Source organism: 'Vigna radiata' phytoplasma (assembly GCF_030586915.1).
Lineage (GTDB): Bacteria > Bacillota_I > Bacilli_A > Acholeplasmatales > Acholeplasmataceae > Phytoplasma > Phytoplasma australasiaticum.
This window is the reverse complement of the sequence record NZ_JAOSIS010000009.1, coordinates 1-19,670: the sequence shown is the minus strand read 5'-3', so window position 1 is coordinate 19,670 and position 19,670 is coordinate 1. Positions and strand designations below refer to the sequence as shown.

18 protein-coding genes and 2 pseudogenes are annotated in these 19,670 nt (G+C 30.1%); 19 read left to right on the top strand and 1 reads right to left on the bottom strand.

What is annotated here, in order from left to right; genetic code table 11:
* Positions 1-267: 267 nt before the first annotated feature.
* From OC710_RS01315 to OC710_RS01235, 17 genes and pseudogenes are all read left to right on the top strand, one after another.
* Entirely contained in the window at positions 268-870 is a 603-nt protein-coding gene (locus OC710_RS01315; protein WP_004994606.1) for a sigma-70 family RNA polymerase sigma factor, read from the top strand.
* Positions 870-1,214 carry a single-stranded DNA-binding protein gene (locus OC710_RS01310; RefSeq protein ID WP_004994607.1) on the top strand — a complete coding sequence of 115 codons (345 nt, stop codon included), beginning with the start codon at positions 870-872 and terminating at the stop codon, positions 1,212-1,214. Before OC710_RS01315 ends, OC710_RS01310 begins: the two co-directional genes overlap by 1 nt.
* Positions 1,215-1,424: 210 nt before the next feature.
* Positions 1,425-2,255, top strand: a pseudogene (locus OC710_RS01305) (DNA adenine methylase).
* A 130-nt stretch (positions 2,256-2,385) separates the two neighbouring features.
* Positions 2,386-2,676 (top strand): HU family DNA-binding protein, encoded by a 291-nt coding sequence (locus OC710_RS01300; RefSeq protein ID WP_036690663.1) that lies wholly within the window; start codon positions 2,386-2,388, stop codon positions 2,674-2,676.
* Between the two features lie 42 nt (positions 2,677-2,718).
* Complete coding sequence (locus OC710_RS01295) at positions 2,719-5,019, top strand: ATP-binding protein (protein ID WP_004994611.1); 2,301 nt, start codon at positions 2,719-2,721, stop codon at positions 5,017-5,019.
* 45 nt (positions 5,020-5,064) lie between these two features.
* A complete protein-coding gene (locus OC710_RS01290) occupies positions 5,065-5,379 on the top strand; it encodes a hypothetical protein (RefSeq protein ID WP_004994612.1) in 315 nt (104 codons plus the stop codon).
* 31 nt (positions 5,380-5,410) lie between these two features.
* On the top strand, positions 5,411-6,250 hold the full coding sequence (locus OC710_RS01285; protein ID WP_004994614.1) for a hypothetical protein: 840 nt from the start codon (positions 5,411-5,413) through the stop codon (positions 6,248-6,250).
* Positions 6,251-6,602: 352 nt separating this feature from the next.
* Positions 6,603-7,346 carry an ATPase gene (locus tag OC710_RS01280; RefSeq protein WP_304513413.1) on the top strand — a complete coding sequence of 248 codons (744 nt, stop codon included), beginning with the start codon at positions 6,603-6,605 and terminating at the stop codon, positions 7,344-7,346.
* Between the two features lie 65 nt (positions 7,347-7,411).
* Complete coding sequence (locus tag OC710_RS01275) at positions 7,412-8,122, top strand: hypothetical protein (RefSeq protein ID WP_054598472.1); 711 nt, start codon at positions 7,412-7,414, stop codon at positions 8,120-8,122.
* Positions 8,123-8,154: 32 nt separating this feature from the next.
* The gene (locus OC710_RS01270) at positions 8,155-8,715 is read left to right on the top strand and encodes a hypothetical protein (RefSeq protein WP_004994619.1); all 561 of its coding nucleotides are present in this window, start codon (positions 8,155-8,157) and stop codon (positions 8,713-8,715) included.
* 550 nt (positions 8,716-9,265) lie between these two features.
* Positions 9,266-9,907 (top strand): YqaJ viral recombinase family protein, encoded by a 642-nt coding sequence (locus tag OC710_RS01265; RefSeq protein ID WP_304514969.1) that lies wholly within the window; start codon positions 9,266-9,268, stop codon positions 9,905-9,907.
* Between the two features lie 42 nt (positions 9,908-9,949).
* Positions 9,950-10,168 carry a hypothetical protein gene (locus OC710_RS01260; RefSeq protein ID WP_051049947.1) on the top strand — a complete coding sequence of 73 codons (219 nt, stop codon included), beginning with the start codon at positions 9,950-9,952 and terminating at the stop codon, positions 10,166-10,168.
* Between the two features lie 132 nt (positions 10,169-10,300).
* On the top strand, positions 10,301-10,594 hold the full coding sequence (locus OC710_RS01255; protein ID WP_051049948.1) for a deoxynucleoside kinase: 294 nt from the start codon (positions 10,301-10,303) through the stop codon (positions 10,592-10,594).
* 170 nt (positions 10,595-10,764) lie between these two features.
* On the top strand, positions 10,765-11,388 hold the full coding sequence (locus tag OC710_RS01250; protein WP_004994628.1) for a hypothetical protein: 624 nt from the start codon (positions 10,765-10,767) through the stop codon (positions 11,386-11,388).
* Positions 11,389-11,394: 6 nt separating this feature from the next.
* The gene (locus OC710_RS01245) at positions 11,395-12,897 is read left to right on the top strand and encodes a replicative DNA helicase (RefSeq protein WP_004994630.1); all 1,503 of its coding nucleotides are present in this window, start codon (positions 11,395-11,397) and stop codon (positions 12,895-12,897) included.
* Between the two features lie 417 nt (positions 12,898-13,314).
* Positions 13,315-14,640 carry a toprim domain-containing protein gene (locus tag OC710_RS01240; protein WP_004994632.1) on the top strand — a complete coding sequence of 442 codons (1,326 nt, stop codon included), beginning with the start codon at positions 13,315-13,317 and terminating at the stop codon, positions 14,638-14,640.
* Between the two features lie 121 nt (positions 14,641-14,761).
* Positions 14,762-15,403: a hypothetical protein gene (locus OC710_RS01235; protein ID WP_054598476.1), complete on the top strand. Its 642-nt coding sequence runs from the start codon at positions 14,762-14,764 to the stop codon at positions 15,401-15,403.
* Between the two features lie 757 nt (positions 15,404-16,160).
* On the opposite strand, the gene OC710_RS01230 is transcribed toward OC710_RS01235, so the two are convergent.
* Positions 16,161-17,138: an IS3 family transposase gene (locus OC710_RS01230; protein ID WP_304514968.1), complete on the bottom strand. Its 978-nt coding sequence runs from the start codon at positions 17,136-17,138 to the stop codon at positions 16,161-16,163.
* Positions 17,139-17,445: 307 nt separating this feature from the next.
* On the opposite strand from OC710_RS01230, the pseudogene OC710_RS01225 reads away from it, so the two are divergent.
* Both OC710_RS01225 and OC710_RS01220 read left to right on the top strand, forming a co-directional pair.
* Positions 17,446-17,790 (top strand): annotated as a pseudogene (locus OC710_RS01225) (phase variable surface lipoprotein); the annotation flags it as partial.
* Positions 17,791-18,279: 489 nt separating this feature from the next.
* Entirely contained in the window at positions 18,280-19,218 is a 939-nt protein-coding gene (locus tag OC710_RS01220) for an IS3 family transposase (protein ID WP_004994634.1), read from the top strand.
* Positions 19,219-19,670: the final 452 nt, after the last annotated feature.

Genomic DNA, 19,670 nt, shown 5'->3' with positions numbered 1-19,670 from the left:
TTCAGCGATTTTTTTTATTAATTCTTTTTTTAGTCATATAATTATTTCTCCTTTGGGTTGATTTTTTTTGTAAATTACTATGGTCTTGGAAATAAGTACTACAATAAATTTTTGTCATGGTATCACTGAGGTGTTCCCAAACTTTAGACACTTTTTATTTTTTAAAAACTCTTGAAGACTAACTCTTAAGTTAGTCTTTTTTTTATTTCTAAGACTAAAAAAAATAATTTCCTGTCTTTTCTAAAAATATTTTTAGAAAGGAATTGCATGTTGAGACAAGAATTATTTAAAGAATTTTTAAAAAATAAAAAGAATTTAGCAATACGAGATCAATTAATTGAACTTCATCTACCTTTAGTTAAAAAACTAGTTTATCAATTTAAATATTATCCGCGTTGTTTAACCCGCGCCGATTTAGAACAAGAAGGAATTTTAGGCTTAATGAAAGCCCTCGATAATTACATAGATTTAGGTTATGATTTTTTAGCTTATGCGAAACCCCATATTCAGAAAGCGATTTCCGAAGCCATTCGAAAAATGACTAAATCGATTCCTTTAGTTAGTTGGGTAGATCATTATCATTATCCTTTAACATCGCCCTTATTAACACCGCATCAACACTGGTTAAAACAAGGGCATCATGAACTTTTTTTAAAAAAAATGAAGACGACATTAAGTACAAAGGAATTTAAAATTATTCATTTAAGTTTTGGGATTCCTTTAGGCAATATCCATGAAAATTACCAAAACTGTTATACCAACACGGAAATTGCTGAACAACTCAATTTATCTTTAAAACAAGTCGAAAACATGAAAGCGCAAGCGATTCAGAAATTAAAAAAAATATATCGAAAGAGCAGCGATAAATGATGTTAAACAAAGTTCAATTAATCGGCCGTTTGAGCCATGATTTAGAAAAACAATATATTAATAACCATCACGAACAAATCCCCAAAATTGATTTTCAATTAGCTGTTAATCACAAAGAACAAGTCCAATTTATCCCTTGTGTCGCTTTTCGAAAACTAGCGGAAAACATGAGTCAATATTTACATAAAGGTTCCAAAGTATATATCGAAGGGAGTTTATCGATCCAAAAATATCAAAATCACCAAGGCCAAACAAGAACCACGACCAAAGTGATTCTTCAAAATGTCATCTTTTTAGATCATAAACCTTTAGACAATAAACCACAAGATAATTTACCTTTTTAACCATAACCAATTAATAAGGAACTAAAAAATAACTAATCAAGGAGTAAAAAGTGAAAATAAGTTATCCGATTTTATTAACCATTTCTTATTTATTTTTCATTATGAGTAATATAATGATTTTATTTTTTAATTTGGAATTAGGATTAAAATTTAACGCGACCATTAGCATCTTTGCCGATCTTTTCTTTTTAGGTTATTTATGGTGTCCAGATGAAAATTAATTGGATCGGTTGTAAACAAAAACTTTTACCTCAAATCATTCCCCATTTACCCAAACAATTTAAAACTTATTATGAACCTTTTTTAGGGAGTGGGGTTCTTTATTTTTATTTAAAACCCGCCAAAGCAATTTTAAACGATTACGATCCCGACTTAATCACGCTGTAGCGTCAAAGTTTCCAAAATCCTGATCATTTTGTCTGTAAGGTCCAAAAGATAGAAAATTATCTTTACCAACACCATGACCAAACACAACAAAAACAAGCCTTTAAGCATTTATTAAATCAATATAATCAAAATTCCCGAAAAAGCAAAAAAATAACTAGGTCAGCTATCTTTTATGTTTTAAATAAATACGCTTTTCAGGGGATTACACGTTATGATCGCCACAATAATTTAAAATCAACTTTTGGTTATAAACCGAAACAAAAAACGCCCATCATTAATTTAAACCAATTAATCGCCTACCAACATCACTTCCAAAAGAACAAACATGGTTTATATTGTAGGGATTTTCGAAAAATCATCGCTTCTAGTCAACAAGGCGATTTTCTTTTTTGTGATCTGCCTTATTACTATGAAGGGATGAAAGAAAAAAATTTTTACCAAAAACCATTTACTTTTACTGATCACCAACAATTAGCCTTAGAATTGCATCAAGCGACCAAAAGGGGTGTCAAATGGTTATATACCAATTATGCCACACCAGCAATCCTTAATTTATTCCCCAACGCGAACCTCATTAAAATCAAAACCACAACCAACCATTATTTCGCTAATAAAAACAGCAAGCAAGAAATCATTATTAAAAATTATATATAAGTTTAAAAACATAAAAAAATAAAAGGAGATTTTCAAAATGAGTGATGCGTTAACGGAAATTTATCGCGGGACTTATTTTTTACCAAACAAGACTGTTCCCAACAAGAAAAATAACCAAGGAGAACTAATAATGACTAAAAAAGAATTAATTAAAAAAATCGCGGAGGCTCAACAAACCTCCATCACCAAAACGACAGAATTTTACCACACTTTTGAAAAGACTTTAAGCGAAGCCATTACATCTCATGCCGAAGTCATTTTATCACCCCAAATTGGGAAATTTGTTTTAAAAGCGAAAAAAGCCTATTTCGGTAGAAATCCCCAAACAGGCCAAAAAATTAAAATTCCTGCTAAAACGGTAGTTACTTTTAAATTATCTAAAACTATTAAAGACCAAGTGAAAGCGTTAATTTTAAAATAACCCCCTTGTTTTCTTGCGAAAACCTAAGAAAGGCGGCAATCTATGTCCTTAAACAAAAAAATCTATTTAAGTTTGCTGGGTTTATTAAGTTCAGGTTTGTTGATTTTATTCATCTTGGGCATCACTCATTCTCATCAACCAACTAAACCCCCAACCTTAACTAACCAACCATCGCCCCCACGCCAACAAGAGATCGACCATCAAATCAAATTAGAACAAGCCAAAATCCAAGAACTTCACCAACAAGATCAAACCTTAAAAACCCAAATTGATGAAAATGTGAAAACTTTAACCGATATTGTTACCAAAATGAAAACTCTCCAAACCGAATTAACTAACAACCCGCAATTACCTCCAAACATGAAAACCCAAAAACACCAACAATTAACCGAACTAAAAACCCAACAACAAAACCAACAAACCTTAATTGATAATTTAATCGCCCAAAGAAAAGCATTAAACCAAAATCAAAAAGCCAAACAAGAAGAATTAGAAAAATTAGCCCAAGCCAAAGCTCAACTCCAAACCCAAGAAAATCTCCAACAACAAATTTTCCGCTTAAACCAAGCGCTTAATTATGTGGAAGCGAATCAAAAAAGAATTGAAGAGTTAAAAACGCAACCAGAATATCAAAAAAATCAAACGGAGTTAAAAAATTTCCAGGATTTTCAACTGTTCTTAACGGATCAAAAAATCGCTTTTGAAAAACAAAAGCAAAACTTACAAACGCAATTAAATCATTTACAAGAAAATAAACCGCTTCCGCATCTTAAAAAACAAGTAACTTTCAAAGATGTTTATGGGATGGAAACTGAAAAAGAAGAATTAGAAGACTTATTAACTTATTTTCGGACCAACCAATCCTTGATTAACTTCGATCACGTCCGCCCCAAAGGTTATTTACTTTATGGCCCCCCAGGGACAGGAAAAACTTTTTTAATCAAAGCCCTGTGTGGCGAAGCGAACGTCCACTTTATTAATTTAATTCCTGCCAAACTAGATCAAAAATACATTGGGGAAGGCAAAGAAGTTTTAGAAAAAATTTGGCAAGAAGCAGAAAATTATGAGCGTACCATTATCTTTATTGATGAAATTGATGGCTTACCTAATCGCAGTGATCGCAATACTTCTTCGGTGAGCGCCAATATTGTCAATACCCTTTTAGATAAGTTAGATGGCTTTCAGCGCTCAGATAAAAAAATTGTTTTAATGGGAGCCACTAATAATCTTGCGAAAATTGATCCTGCTTTACGTAGTCGTTTTAGTAAAGAAATCTATATTGGCAATTTAAAAGATTCGGAAATTGAAGGTTATCTAAAACATATTATTGTTCCTTATCAAATTAGTTATCATACTTTCTTAGCTTTAAAAGAGATTGCCCAATTATGTCAAGGTAAAAACTTTTCAAATCGGGATTTAACGACAATCGTCGAAGAAGCTTACAAAAAAACCGCTAAATGGCAACAACAAAATCCCCAAACTCATGAAGTGATGTTGCCTTCAGACCTCGAAGAAGTTTTAAATTTGAAATTAAAAATAAAACGGGATGCTCAGCAAGTTAAACAAAGAAGAATAGCATGTGAAAACCAATACGCCCAATGGCGTCAAGGCATCTTACAATATTTAGATAAACCAAAAGACGAAACGAAAATTGAATGTCGCTATACCTTTGATGGTTTAAATGGCATTAACTATTACCAACGTCGCTATGCTCAAATCCAAGCGGATTTGAATGCTATTAATCAACAATTAACTAAAATTAACCAAGAAAATAAAATCTCTCGATTGGAACAAGAAATAACCGCTTTGAACCAAAACCCTAACAAATACCAACAAACCATTAAAGATAAAAATCAAGAAATTATGGATATTAAAGACCGTTTAAAGTCGCTTCAAGCTCATGAAGAAAGTTTAAGAAAAGAATTAAAACTGGTGGAAAATCGTCGGGAACTCCAAAAAGAACCTACTAACTTAGTTTGTTACATCAAAGACCGTCATCCGTTCGACCGTTGGAATAAAGATGGTGATACTTATAACCATACTACTTTAGATGGATTTGATTCCGCTTCTTTCGATGAAGAAGATGACAGTCAATTATATTTATATTTAAGATTTGAAAAACAACAAAATAAAGGTCCAGGTGGCAATTATTTAATCCTTAAATACCAAGGCCCTAAACACTTCTTAGAAGACGATAAGGACTATTATCTTGGCGAGGCTTTTGTTCACAATGATAACTTCAAATTAACCGATTTCCATCTCCACTTCAACCCTGTCCGTAAAACTTTATCCCTTTATCAAGATAAACATCACGCTAAATCAAAAATAATTTCACCATCTTAAATACTCTCATGTAGAGTCTTTTTTATGTTAAAGGAGGCAAAAGTTATGAAAATAAAATCAATCAATCAAAAAAGCTTTAATTTCAGTTTGATTATCTTGATCGGTTATGGGTTTTTAATGCCTCACAGCCTTTACGCTTTACCTCGGCCTCAATTAAAACGTTGTAACGCCTTCAAATATGCTGAAAACAAATTAATTTTAGCCAAAAACCTCGAACCCGAAAAAAATCCCCAAAAGAATTTAGCCCAAAATATTTCCCACAAAATTAAAAAAATCATGAATTCAATCCTTCAAATTACCCATTGGGGAATTGATCTTTTAACTATTATTAATGAAATAATCGATTTAACCGATAACTAAATAAAAATCAAGAAAGTGAGTAATATCATATATGGCTAAAAAAATAATTGAAACTAAAAAAAATCAATCACAAAATAATAATAAAACAAATAAAAACACTAAAAACAATAAATCTACTAAAATAATTATCAAAAGAAAAACTCCAACTCCTAAAATCATTATCGAAACTCAAACTAACAAAGAAAACTGGTTACTTAAAATAATTAAAAATTCCTTTAATATTCTTATTTGGTCTATCCCCTTCTTCTTAATTGGGGGAGGTATTTATTGGATCCTTTTTAAATTCTTTCCTGATCTTTACCACCAAATCAATGCTTTTACAGGCGATGTCGCTATTAAAACTAAATCATTCTACGATAAAACTACGCAACCGATTCGTCAAGTTGTCGAAAATGTTTATAACAAAATAACAGGAAATGATAAAAATCCTCTTTCGCCTAAAGCAAAATTAAGTTGTTATCTTACTACTACTTTAAGTGTTATTGGGATTTGTTTAGGCATCGGGAAAATTGGTAATTGGCTAAAAAAAGGAAAAAAACCCCCTATTAAACAAGGAACGAAAGCGCTCCTACAAAAGCGAGCGAATTCCCTTAGTGGCAAAATTCTCAAAATTGGTAGTAAAGTTTTAGGACTAGTTTCTTTAGTGGCAACTACTTACGAACTTTATCAATTTTATCGTGAAGAAACCAAAATCCCTCATCCGCCTCAACCATTAACCCAACAAATAAAAAATCCCCCAACCCTTAACTTACCAACTAATATGAAAGATGAAAAAACAACGATAACTAATCATGATGAAGTGAAAGAAACAATAACTCCAGCAGAAAAAACTCAAGAAGAAAGTGAAACTGGTAACTTGAACAATCCCTGATCAGGGTTCAGTTGATAAACCGACAACTGAACCTACCTTCCTTCCCCAAGAAAAACTCCAACAAACACCACTCCTTGGTACGGAATTAACCGAAACTAAACAACCCACGGAAACGCAACAATTAACTCCTGAAGAAACGATAAAAGCCAAAAACTTATTAGAAATTCAACTCCAACAAGAAAAAATTAATAGTTTAATTTTAGAAACTCAAAAAGTTACTTTAGAACATGATTTAAACCAAAAACAAGCCGAATTAGAAAACAATCAAAAACTATCTCAAGAAGAAAAACAAGAACTCCAACAAGAAATAAATCATCAAACTAACCAAATCCGTGCGAAAGAAAACGAAATCTTGACCCAAGATCAAAAGATTAATCAATTAGAAACTGATCTTCACCAAGAAAAAACGATCAACACCGAAAAAGAAACCCAAATTAATCAATTAATCAAGCAAATCAACGCCCAAAACCAAATGACTGAACAACTCCAAAACCAACTCCAAGAACAAAAATCCTTAATCGAAGCCAAAAATCAAGAATTAATCACTAATCAAGCTTTATCGGAACAAGCCAAACAAGCACTTCAAAAGGAAATTAACCAATTAACTACTAATTTTCAGCAAAAAGAACAAGCCTATCAAGCCACTATCCGTCAACAAGAACAAGAAATTGCCCAATTAAACCAAACCATCAACACCCAAGCCGAAGAAATTAACCGTTTAAGCGCGGAATTAGAACAACAAATTGATAAATGGGTTCAACAAGGCCTACATATTCAAGCGCTCGAAGGCACTATTAAAACTTTAGAAAACGCTTCTGGCAAATATATCGAAGAAAACGCTGAACTCCGTCATGAAATCAATAAACTTAAAGAACAAATTAAAGAGGAACAAAAAGCCCATGAAGCCACTAAAGTAGAATTAAAAAAACGAAGTGATAAATTAACCCGAAAAAAAACAGAATACAAAAAAATTGAAGATACCATAGACAGACAAAAAACCTGGAAAGGTTCCATTCAACCCTTTACTAATAAAATTAAAGACGACGTAAACAAACGAGTTGATAAAGTAACTTCTTGGTTCTCAAAATGGTTTTAATTAAATTCCAAAGGCAAATGTGTTAGAATGTTGATATGTTATAAATTATCCGAAAGGAATTAATCATGTTTATTATTATTAAAAAAATCATTAAATGGGTTTTAATCGTATTAGGATTATTATCATGTTTATTAATCGGTTTTTTGGTTTTAACCGAAATGAACATCATTAAATTACCGAAAGCAGAAATACCTATTTTAAATGAAACTAAAGCTGATATTAAAGATGAATGGGAAGAAACTGATTACCGCGGAAAAACTCAATCAATGATTAAAATTCAATACACTTTTGATGGCCTTAACGGGGCGGGTTATTATCAACAACAACTCGCTAACAAAGCAAATATCGGAGCTTTTGAATTAATGAAAATTCAAGATCGCTTCAAAACCCAAAAAGAACCCACTAACTTAGTTTGTTACATCAAAGACCGTCATCCGTTCGACCGCTGGAATAAAGATGGTGATACTTATAACCATACCACTTTAAATGGATTCGAAACCGCTTCTTTCGATGAAGAAGATGACAGTCAATTATATTTATATGTAAAATTTGAAAAACAACAAAATAAAGGTCCAGGTGGCAATTATTTAATCCTTAAATACCAAGGCCCTAAACACTTCTTAGAAGACGATAAGGACTATTATCTTGGCGAGGCTTTTGTTCACGATGATAACTTCGAATTAACCGATTTCCATCTCCACTTCAATCCTGTCCGTAAAACTTTATCCCTTTATCAAGATAAACATCACACTGTATCTCAAAACAATAATAATTAAAAAAATAATAAGCCTATGTATAAAATATAATTATGAAAAAAACAAATAGAAAAATTTTACTAATAATTAATTTAATAATTTTAATATTAGGTTTAACTAAAGGTTTTCATAAACCTTTTTATTCTTTATATTTATTTACACGACAAACTATTTTATTAACCAATATTTATTTTGTTATTTTATATTTACCTGTAAAATCTAAAATAAAAAAAAATTTAAGTTTTATTTGTTTAATTGATTGTTTATTACTTTTGTTTTACAATTTTAAAATAGAAAATAAACATCTTTATCATCAAAGAAATTCTTTTGAAATTTTAGTTGCTCATTTAGAACATATATTTTTACCTTTAATATTTTCATATTATTACTTTTTTTTAAATAAAACATCGTTAAAATTAAAACATTTTTATATTGGGTTGATTCATCCTTTTTTATATTGGATATTATGTGTTATTTGGCGCAAATCCCCTTATCAAATTATAGATTTAAATATAAGTTTAAGTAATTTATTATTTTATGGCTTAATTTTGTCATTAATATCTATTGTTTCTTTAATATTAATTAAAATCAAAAATAAAATTATAAAAAAATAATTTAATAATAAACATTTACTATTTTAATTAAAAAACCCTTTTCAGGGTCTTTTTTATTTAACAACACAAACCCTCGGAAAGGAAATAAAAACCTATGTTCATTAATAAAATCTTACCAATTTTACCAAATAATCTCCTTTTATTTATCATTACCTTATTGTTGTTATTTCCGCTAACCACCATTTGTTATACCGTTAAGTTCTATCTTTTTACCGTTAAATTAAGTATCCGCCATCTCTCAAAAGGAATCATGGTCCAATTTTACCAATATTTAACCACCAAACAACCGAATCATCATGTGGCATCTTTTTAATCCTTGGTTAACCAAGATAAACCATCTGCTTCAGCGAATAAGTAGTTCTTTCTTAACTTACCAAAATCAATGGTTAAATTTAGGTTTATTCACGATTATTTTATTATTTCTTCCTCATCTTTTATGTCTAATCGATTTTCTTTTTAAATCTCTTTATCACCTTTTGTGTTTCTTTTATTATTTAGGAAAATATCTGTTATTATTATTGAAAAAAATTTTTAAGAAAGAATAATTATGATGCGCATCAAAAACTTAAATCAACGGACCAAATTATGGTACCAACATCGTAAAAAATATATTAACGCTTCCGAAATTGCCTCCATTACTGGATTAGATCCTTTTCGTTCCATGGAACAGTTAGTCCATGATAAACTCTTTGGCGCCCCTTTTACCGCTAATCAATATACTCTCCATGGGCAAAAAATGGAACCGATCGCCAGAGCATTTTTTAGCCAAAAAACTAATTTACCTTTTGAAGATGCTATCTTTGTCGATGATCAAGTTCGCCTTTTTTCCGCTTCTTTAGATGGCTACAACGAACAACATCAAGCGGTTTTAGAAATTAAATGTCCTTTTGTGAATGAAAACCAAGCAGTTTCTAGCACTTGGACTAGTTTTTTAAGCAATCCCCAGTTAGAAAATATCCCTAAATATTACTGGGCCCAAGTCCAACGCCAACTTTTTTGTTCCCAAGCAAAATTCGCTTACTTTTTAGTTTATTTTCAGGACATTCATTATTATGTGGTGCGGATTTATCAAGAGCAAACTTTTATCATGAAAATGATTCAAGATAGTGAAAAATACTTAGCTCTTTTAAACAAAGCCAAACAAGAATTAGCTCAAACCACTTATTTAAAACAATTAAGTAAAATCAAATAATTAATTAATATTTTGAGACCTTCATCCAGAAGGTCTTTTTTTATGCCTAAAATTGACTTTAAAGGAGAAACTATAATGAAATTAATTGTTTTTGAAGGCTTAGATGGGAGTGGGAAAACAACACTGATTCAGACGCTTTATCACCAATTGGTTCCCTTTCCCAAAGTTTATCAAGGATTAGGCAGTAGCACGATTGGTAAGGAAATACGCGATTTATTTTTAAATTTTCCCCAAGTAGATTATCTGACCCGTTTTTATTGAAGTTTGGCCAATATGGCTCAAATCCAAGCGGAATTATTTAACAACAACTCATTAATTATCTGCGATCGTTAGTTACCTTCTACTTATGCTTACCAATTATTTCCTTTTTCTCAAGAAAAGCAACAACTTTTATTGTTAAAAAAGATCTTTAAGCTGAATCATGAAACTATCTTAAGCAAACCTGATTTATTAATTTATTTAGATATTGATCCTAGCAGGGGTTTAAAAAGAAAACAAAGCCAATCTCATCATCAAAGTGATTTCATCGAACAAAAACCGTTAACTTATTTTCAAACCGTTCGCCAAGGATACCAACATTATCTCACTCATTATACTAGGGGTATGAAGAAATTAATCTTAAACGGAAATGATCCCATGCCAGCAAATATCAAAAAAATTATGAAATATTTAGGAGCAATCAAATAATGGCTATTATCGTTAATAAAAAATGTCAAAATGGTAATTTATATATCTATTATAGCAACGGCAAAATTAAAACCATCCGACCTGATGGCACTGTCACTTGGAAAACCAAAAAAATTAACTTTCGACTCGCACAAAAGAGTCTTTTTTTTATTGAGAAAGGGGAAAAATAAATGAAAGCATTAACTAATTTAGCTTTTGAACAGATTAAAGTTTTTAAGCCGCAATCTTTATGTGTTCAAATCACAAAATTGATTATTTACCCTACTCTTTTCCACCATCCTTTTCACGAATATATGATCCAACATCATCATTTCTTAAATCAATATTTCATCAATCACCACTACAACTCCCAAAGTCAAAAAGTAATTCGCGGTAAAATCAATGAATATCTTATTTTATTCTATTTTCAAAACCAAGGAATCATTCATTTATATCCTCAAGCTTATTTATTCTTTATCCCTGATATTAAATTTGATTTAGTGTTATTTACGAAAACCAAACGAATTATCGCGTTTAATTTTAAAACTTGTTTACGGGACCGTTATAAACAAGCCGTAGTCGAAGCCCAACAACTCAAAAAACTCGATACGCGTTTTGAATTTTATTTATTAACTAATAACGCAATTGAAACCCAAAGATTAAACAAGAAAATTAACCAAGGGAAAATCCTCGGGATTAATCAAGTTATTGACTTATTTTCTCCGCGCGCTAACCACTTCTTACACACTTTAAGGATAAACCAATTTATTCCTTTTCCCGATATTAATATCATTAAAAAAGCCCAAAGGAGTTAAGTGGCCATGTTAACCAATGAACAAAAAGCCCTAAAACAAATTATCACCTATCTAAACCAAAACAAAAAGGAACAATTAGAGTTTTATTTTGACCTAATTGATCCGCAATGGTTTTGCGAGCCCCAACATCGTCAAATCTTTCAAGCCTTAAAATATTTGACTTTAGAAAAAACCTCTCTCCCCCCCGTGGATCAAAGCCCATCCTCCGCTGCGCTCATTTCCCAATTACTAACTTATCTCCAAACCCATTTTCCTCAAGATCATTTTACTAACACATCTTTAGCTTTTTTAAATGATGATCTTTTTGAAGAAAATAACTTAGATTGCTTAACTAACTTAAAACATACTTATACCCAAGAAAAACTCTTCCAACAACTCTTAAAAATAATTAAACCTACTTTTGATCATCCCGATCCTTATCATCGCCATCTCTATTCCCAAGAAATTTTCGCTAAATTAAGAAAATTTATGGCTTGGATTCCCCACCAGTCCGACCAAACCTTATTCACAATCCCCCAAATGGCTACTGTTCATCCTGAATTTTTTAAAACTGATCGTCAAGCCCAAGAAACGATCCGCGCCGAATATTATCGTTTATCCGAAAACTTCCGTGGTTTAAATCAAACCACTAACGGCTTTAAAAAAGGCCAAGTGATTACGATTGGCGGTTATACGGGTTTAGGGAAAACTAGTTTTGTTTACCATCTGCTCTTAGATATTTCCCAAACTAAGTGGCAAGAAACAACTCATTATCCCTATATCTTAGTCTTTTCTTATGAAATGACTTTAGCGGAAAATTTAAGTCGCTTCTTAGCGAACTTAACCCAAATCCCCCTCGAAGTTATTTTCACCAAAAACTGGGAAGAGACAGGAATTTCCCCTGCCCTTTACACGGAAAGGATGAGAATAGCCAAACCCTTCTTGAACAATCTGAAGATTACTTTTAGCTATGATCCTACCAAAAACATTGATTATGTTTTAGATTTAGTTTATCGGCGCCATTTAGAACAACAAATAGAGATTGTGGTGATTGATCATCTCCAAATTACCAAAGCCACTCATCATTTAGAAAATGATCGGCTGGCCATTGACGAAATTATGACGAAATTAAAAAAACTGGCTGTGGAATTAAAGATCGTCGTTATTATTCTCTCCCAATTTTCCCGCGATACTTATCATAATTATTCAGGAAAATCACCTGCGATTACCGCTTTAAAAGGGAGTGGCGGCATTGAAACCAATTCTGATCTGGTCTTAATGATGGCGGAATTCCAACCGAAATTAAGTAAAACCCGCGAAAAGCCTTTTAATATTTATAATTGTGATTGCCAACAATTATATGCCACAGCACGTGGTCATGAATCCCAAAAAATCATTGAATTAGCCATTAAAAAGAATCGGAGTGGGGCCAAAAAAGACTTGCTTTATCATTTTGAAATGACTACCCAAACCTTTCAAGAAATCGGTTATGTTTCACCTTATGCCGAAGATGATGATGAAGATGATTAAAAGGAGGAAAAGATTAAAAATCCAGAGAAAATTAATGTTTTTGACGTTGTTCATTATTTACTCAAACATTTTGAGGCTAATAACTCCATTCCCAACCATTATATTTGTGAAGGCAATCCTGGTAACGAAATAAATCCAGAAACTCAAGAATTTATGAAAAAAATTCTTAATGATTATATTAATTTAAGTTCTTATCATTTGAGTGTAAATATCCACAATGAACTCCCTTGGAAAATCGCTTATAATTCCTGAAAAAAATGGAAAAATAATCTTATCACTCATCAATCTTTAAAAGACTTTTTTGCTCAAGAACCAAAGAAAGAAAAATAATAATGAATTTACCCATTTCCAGAGCCACTTTTAAGGGGCTTTTTTTGTTTTTAAACAACGATATATATATGATGAGGAGCCAAATCCATGAATTATCAAGAACAAATAAAACGCATCAAAAACCACTTTCCAATGATTGTTTTGTTAAAAAAATTAAAAATTTTACCTCAAAACTTTAATATTAACCACCGTTTCCCTTGTCCCCTTCATCAAGGCCAAAATCCCACTTGTTGCCATTTCACTTCCACTAACAAAATTCATTGTTGGAAATGCGGGAAAGATTATGATATTGTTGATGTTTATCTGGCTATCCGTCAAATTAAATCCTTTCATGAAGCGATTCAAAGAATAGAAAGATTTATGAATTCTCGCGAATTTAAAACCTTAATCCACCAAGAAAAAGCAATAACGAAAACCACTCCTAATCCTTGGCAACAACCATCTCATCCTCTAAAACCCAAACAACCAATTGACGAACAAAAAATTAATAACAAAAAGCAACAATTATTTAAAGAAATTTCGCCTTTATTCAACCAAATTCGTGATTATTATCATTATTTGTTAACTGCCAATCGCAATAACGAAAGTCAACCAGGATTAACTTATTTAACTCAAAAACGAAAATTAACTCTAGAAACTATTAAAGAATTTAAACTAGGTTATGCCCCGTTATCTGATAAACCCTTATCTTTTCGCTTCCTCAATTACTGTCAAAAGCAAAAGATTAATCTGGATCAATTATTAGAATATGGTTTGATCAAAGCCAAAACTAGTCGCCAAGGGAAAAAATATGTTCACGATACTTTTCATGGTTCGATCATTATCCCCATTGAAAATGGTTATCAGCAAACCTTTCATTTTTATCAAAACCATTTCCGTGAAGTTTCTTACTTTCAACCCAAATATCAAGCTTTAACTAATTTTAGTCAAACTCCCACTTTTCATTTCAGTTATCGGTTTTTCGCAGCGTTACCATATATTAAAAAAACGAAAATCCTCATAATTCATGAAGGTTTTTTTGATGTAATAAGTTGTTGGCAAAACAATATTAAAAACGTGGTTGGTCTCATTTGTGTCGCCCAATTACTTTCTCAATCCCAACTAGAAATTATTAAAAAAGAAAAGATTAAAGTGATTATCGCCTTAGATAATGACGAAACAGGCCAAAAACGGAGTGAAGTTTTTGGCGAACAATTAACTTCCCAACAAATTCCTTATGAAATCCGAAGAATTTTACCCCCTTACGACCGAACTTGTAAAGATGTTGATGATTTATTACGCCAATATGGTAAGGCAGTTTATCAAAAATGTTTTTTAGATCCTTACCTCACTTATGAAAAGGCGAAAAAGAATAACCTAACCGATTTAGCGATTCGTTATTTTGGCGAAGACCGTGTCATTGTTAAAAATTAAATTATTAGGTGAAACTAGGTCAAAAAAAGAAGGCGCTATAACTGTTTGTCAAGAAACTAGCTTATATTACTTAAAAAAATTAAATTAGTAGTAAAAAATTTAAACCCCAAGGAGACAAAAGATGAAAAATAACACCCATCAAGAAATTAGCATGGGGGGGAGAAATAACCAAACCACTCCCAATGATTTAATCCCCGTTAAAAACTTGTTAATCAGCTTAAAAACCGATTTAATTAATCTCACCATTGTTGCCCATTCCAAAAAGAAAAATACTTATCAAGAGGCGAATTATCGTCCTAAAAATCAAACCCTTTTTGTGGATTCCCGCATATTAGAAGAAATTAAACAATTAAAAATTGCCTTAATTAAAGATAATTTATCTGCTAGTAATAGTAAACTATTACTTACGGATTTAACCCCGCTTAAAAGCCATAATAACCGCCTTCAAAACCACTATCCTCTTTTCCAAATCAATTATCAAAATGAAAAGAAAAATCAGATCAAAAAATTAATTGGGAAAATCGATGTTTCTAAATTAGTAACTTTACAATTATATCCGCTAGCTCCAAATAAGTTAGATAAATATCATAAACCTATCAAAACTAACTATAAGAAAGGTTTAAATATTATTTATTATCGTCAAGAAGATTTAAAATTTATCCAATCTTTTTTGACTAAAGCTCCACAAGGTTATCGGGTGAAAAAGTTACGTTCTGGTTATTTATCAAATTTAAATAAAAAAGAATTAAAAACGAATAAATAGTTTATAAAATTACCATTTTATTACCATTAGGTTACCATCTTGTTACCACTTGGTTACCATCTTGTTACCACTTGGTTACCATCTTGTTACCATATCACTTTACATATGTTCTTTTTAACAACAAGCTTCTCAAAGGAATGATACTTTATATTTTATATCGATAATGATAATGATACTCGATATTTGATATTATCGCATCATCATTCTTAATCATTATTGTTATCGATATCATAAAATCCTTGCGTAAGAAAATAATTTGGTTCTTTTAATTATATTAATTTTAAATTTATTTAAATTTTTAAAAAATGGCCTAACCAAAGTTAGTGTGTTTGTATATTGACTAAAATAGTGATAAAACGCTATTTATTAAAATTATAAAATCTTTACATATAACAATTAAAGTAAATGATGATTTAATACAAGAAATCAAATGAATATAAGCGGTTTTGTTTAGATGATTAATATTAGTGGGAATATTTTTATCTCTTAAGCCATAAAACCTATACTTTTTAAACCATATAAAATATAAAGGAATTAAAAAATTAACAAAAATCCCATATAAACTCCAAAAAAATAATACTATTTCAATAAATTTAATAAAATTATTCATGATCAATTAACTCCTTTTATTAAAATTTTACATAGAATAAATAACGATTAGGAATTGTTTTTGTACTAGACAAAAACATAATTATTTATTTTATTATTATAAATATATTTAATAAAAAAGCAATTTTGATTGTTCATAAATAATCATTTATTTAGTTTGATTAATTAATCTTATTCTGAAGTTGAGATTTTTTTCTTGATAATTTTGTAAATAATGAAGGGGACTTTGATAATTAAGTTTCTTGATAGGCCATTTGTGATTATAAAAACTTTTAAAAGTTTGAATTTTTTTTATTATTTCCCCAAAAGAATAGTGATACCAATCTCCATAACGACTTTTAAACCACCCTTTTAAATTACTAAACCAGGATTCGATCGGGGCATTATCATTGGGACAACCAGGGCGGGACATACTAATTAAAAAGCCTTTTTGTTGTAAAGTTTGTTGCCAAAGGCGACTACTATAACTACCACCCCGATCCGAATGAATAATACAAGGTTTAGTTAGCGAAGGTAAAACTTTAAAAGTCGCTTTAATTAATTTTAAATTAGGTTTTAAACTAGTTTTTAAACTTAAAATCTCTTGATGATAACCATCTAAAATAACTGAAACCCATAATAATCCTTGGGTTGTTGGGAAACAAGTTAAATCGGTATAAAGTTTGGTCAAAGGTTGATCGGTAACAAAATGGTTTTTGATTAAATTAGGTTGATAAGCGACATGTTGGTGAAAAATTTGGTTTTTCATATGCGGACGTCGCCATTTCATTAACCAATTATTAGTTTTCATAATTTTTAAAATTATTTTATGATTGACAATTTCTTGAAAAAATTCTCGATATAAAACCGTAATTTTGCGATAACCACAAGCATAATAATACTTTTGACATAATAACCCCACTCTTTTGGTAATTAATTGGTAATGATGTTGACGTTTTTGTTGAGCTTTTTGACTTTTCCACCAATAATAATAAAGATGCCTTTTGATTTTTAAAAGGTTCAAAATCTGGGTAATCGTTAAAGTTTGGCGGTAAACTTTGACTAAAGGTAATATTGTTTTTGATAAATCGGGGCGTTGATAAAGAATGACTGTTTGTAATAATTCAATTTGTTTCGGGATTAACATGTGCAACTGTTTCCTTTTATTTAAGATAGCACCTTTTTACTATTCTTATGACAAATAAATTAGTTAAAAGAAAAAAAATAATTTATTTTAGAGGCGATTTTTTTCTTTTTTTTGGTTAACTAATAAGTGAGGAGGTAAAATAATTTTGGTTTTTGTCTTGAGTAAAACTTTTATTGGACATTTAACTTTCTACAAATGGCGCAGTTCCAAAAAGTTTGGTTCACGAGAAAAGCTGAGATATTTCCCACTTAAATAGCGATCAAGATGATTATTAATATTCTTAAAAGTTGTCACAAAATATGGGTTCAGTGCGTTAACCCCGCTTAAAAGCCATAATAACCGCCTTCAAAACCACTATCCCCTTTTCCAAATCAATTATCAAAATGAAAAGAAAAATCAGATCAAAAAATTAATTGGGAAAATTGATGTTTCTAAATTAGTAACTTTACAATTATATCCGCTAGATCCAAATAAGTTAGATAAATATCATAAACCTATCAAAACTAACTATAAGAAAGGTTTAAATATTATTTATTATCGTCAAGAAGATTTAAATTTTATCCAATCTTTTTTAACTAAAGCTCCACAAGGTTATCGAGTGAAAAAGTTACGTCCTGATTATAAAAGATATTTAAAAAAAGAAAAATCATAAAATTAACTCATCGTTTTATCATCATTCACTCATCATTCACTCATCATTCACTCATCATTTGCCTTTTAAAATAACCTAGTTCAACATTAACTCCTCGAAGGAGTGATACTTTATATTTTATATCGATAATGATAATGATAATCGATATTTGATATTATCGAGATATCATTCTTAATCATTATCGTTATCGATATCATAAAATTGCTTTTGGAAAACAACAATTTTGTTTTTAATTTATTTCAATCATTAAATTAACTTTAATTTTTAAGTTAATAGCCTTACCAAGGATTGTAGATAGATGTATATAAGGTAATTGTGTTTTTAATTTATTTAATCCTCAATTTAATTTTGATTTTGAGTTAATAATTTTCAGGATTGCTATTTTGTATTAAAAAAAGATAAATAAACTGAAGCGCTTAAAAAAAATCTTTCCGAGTTATAATAGGAAATATATTTTAAAAATAATTGATAAAGATAATTGGTCTTAAGATGCAAAAATTAAAACAAAAAATCGAATTATTACAAAAAATGATGGAAAAAATTAAAAAAATTGATAAAAAGATGGTTTTTTATTTGGTTAACCAATTCCAACAAACTCTCAATTTAACCACCATTTTACAAACCATCCGCATTAACCGAAGTACTTATTATTATTGGTTAAAAGTCCAAAATAAACTAAAGGAAAAAGAAGAAAAATATTTGTTACAACAAAAACGGATTAAAACTTTATGTTTAAACTATCAATATTTTTATGGACATCGCAAAATCACCGATTTATATCAAAAAACTTTTAACGAGAAAATTAGTAAGAAAAAAGTTTATATCATTATGAAAAAAAATGACATTCGGTGTCGGTTGAGAATAAAAAAAATTTTTACTTATTGTAATTTAAAAAATAATCTTCAAATTATTCCTAATTTAATCAATCAAGATTTTATGACTACTAAACCGCTCCAAAAACTTTTTACAGATATTACTTATTTTAAAACAAAGCAAGGATTTCTTTATTTTTCTTGTATTATTGATGCTTTTAATAACCAAATAATCGCTTCACATGTTTCTAACCAACAAAATCAAGATTTAGTTTTAAAGACAATTAAAAAACTCCCCCAATTAAAAGCCCCTTGTATCATGCATTCCGATCAAGGAATGGTTTATCAAACCAAAAAAATCCAACAAACTTTAAGAAAAAAAGGGTTTTTAATCAGTATGTCGCGAAAAGCTAACCCTCGCGATAATGCTGTAATTGAAAACTTTTTTGGTCAAATGAAAACGATTTTACAATATCAACAGCCTTTTTTATTAGAAAAATCCCCTAATAGCATGAAAAAAATAATTAATCATTTCCCCCGATTTTGGAATACGCAGTGGATTTTAAAGAAATTAAACTATGCTACGCCAATCCAATATGCGCAAAATCGCAGCTAATTTTTGAACGGCCTTAAGCTAACCTGAAAAAGGTTACTTTAGTGCGCTTTTTTTTAAAGAAAAAAGTTAAACTGATAGCAAATATCATTTTCTTTCATTTTGTTATCAGGTTTTTCTCTTTTTTTAGTTAACTATATAGTGAGGATGATAAAATATAAAAAAATATCTTTTGAAACAAAAGAATTATCAAAAAAAAGTTTAGACACTTTTTTTAATTTCATAAAATATTTCTTTGGTTTGAAAAGATAGGAAATTATGAACTTATTTTTTAGTCTTCAAGCATAATTTTTAAATCAAAAGTTGTCTAAAAAAACGGAACAGTTCACACTCATTAAAATGGATTGATTATTAATGTGAAGAGATTGTTTTTTGAGCTCATATGAGTGTCATTCCTCTGATTAATTGACTTTTCTTCAACATGATTTATTTATTCTTTCGAAAAATCTTGATTG

Coding starts and splice junctions, on each gene's coding strand:
- OC710_RS01230 (WP_304514968.1), bottom strand. CDS start 17,138: ATGTTAATCCCGAAACAAATTGAATTATTACAAACAGTCATTCTTTAT.
- OC710_RS01270 (WP_004994619.1), top strand. CDS start 8,155: ATGAAAAAAACAAATAGAAAAATTTTACTAATAATTAATTTAATAATT.
- OC710_RS01285 (WP_004994614.1), top strand. CDS start 5,411: ATGGCTAAAAAAATAATTGAAACTAAAAAAAATCAATCACAAAATAAT.
- OC710_RS01295 (WP_004994611.1), top strand. CDS start 2,719: ATGTCCTTAAACAAAAAAATCTATTTAAGTTTGCTGGGTTTATTAAGT.
- OC710_RS01265 (WP_304514969.1), top strand. CDS start 9,266: ATGCGCATCAAAAACTTAAATCAACGGACCAAATTATGGTACCAACAT.
- OC710_RS01275 (WP_054598472.1), top strand. CDS start 7,412: ATGTTTATTATTATTAAAAAAATCATTAAATGGGTTTTAATCGTATTA.
- OC710_RS01240 (WP_004994632.1), top strand. CDS start 13,315: ATGAATTATCAAGAACAAATAAAACGCATCAAAAACCACTTTCCAATG.
- OC710_RS01260 (WP_051049947.1), top strand. CDS start 9,950: ATGCCTAAAATTGACTTTAAAGGAGAAACTATAATGAAATTAATTGTT.
- OC710_RS01300 (WP_036690663.1), top strand. CDS start 2,386: ATGACTAAAAAAGAATTAATTAAAAAAATCGCGGAGGCTCAACAAACC.
- OC710_RS01220 (WP_004994634.1), top strand. CDS start 18,280: ATGCAAAAATTAAAACAAAAAATCGAATTATTACAAAAAATGATGGAA.
- OC710_RS01250 (WP_004994628.1), top strand. CDS start 10,765: ATGAAAGCATTAACTAATTTAGCTTTTGAACAGATTAAAGTTTTTAAG.
- OC710_RS01315 (WP_004994606.1), top strand. CDS start 268: ATGTTGAGACAAGAATTATTTAAAGAATTTTTAAAAAATAAAAAGAAT.
- OC710_RS01290 (WP_004994612.1), top strand. CDS start 5,065: ATGAAAATAAAATCAATCAATCAAAAAAGCTTTAATTTCAGTTTGATT.
- OC710_RS01245 (WP_004994630.1), top strand. CDS start 11,395: ATGTTAACCAATGAACAAAAAGCCCTAAAACAAATTATCACCTATCTA.
- OC710_RS01235 (WP_054598476.1), top strand. CDS start 14,762: ATGAAAAATAACACCCATCAAGAAATTAGCATGGGGGGGAGAAATAAC.
- OC710_RS01310 (WP_004994607.1), top strand. CDS start 870: ATGTTAAACAAAGTTCAATTAATCGGCCGTTTGAGCCATGATTTAGAA.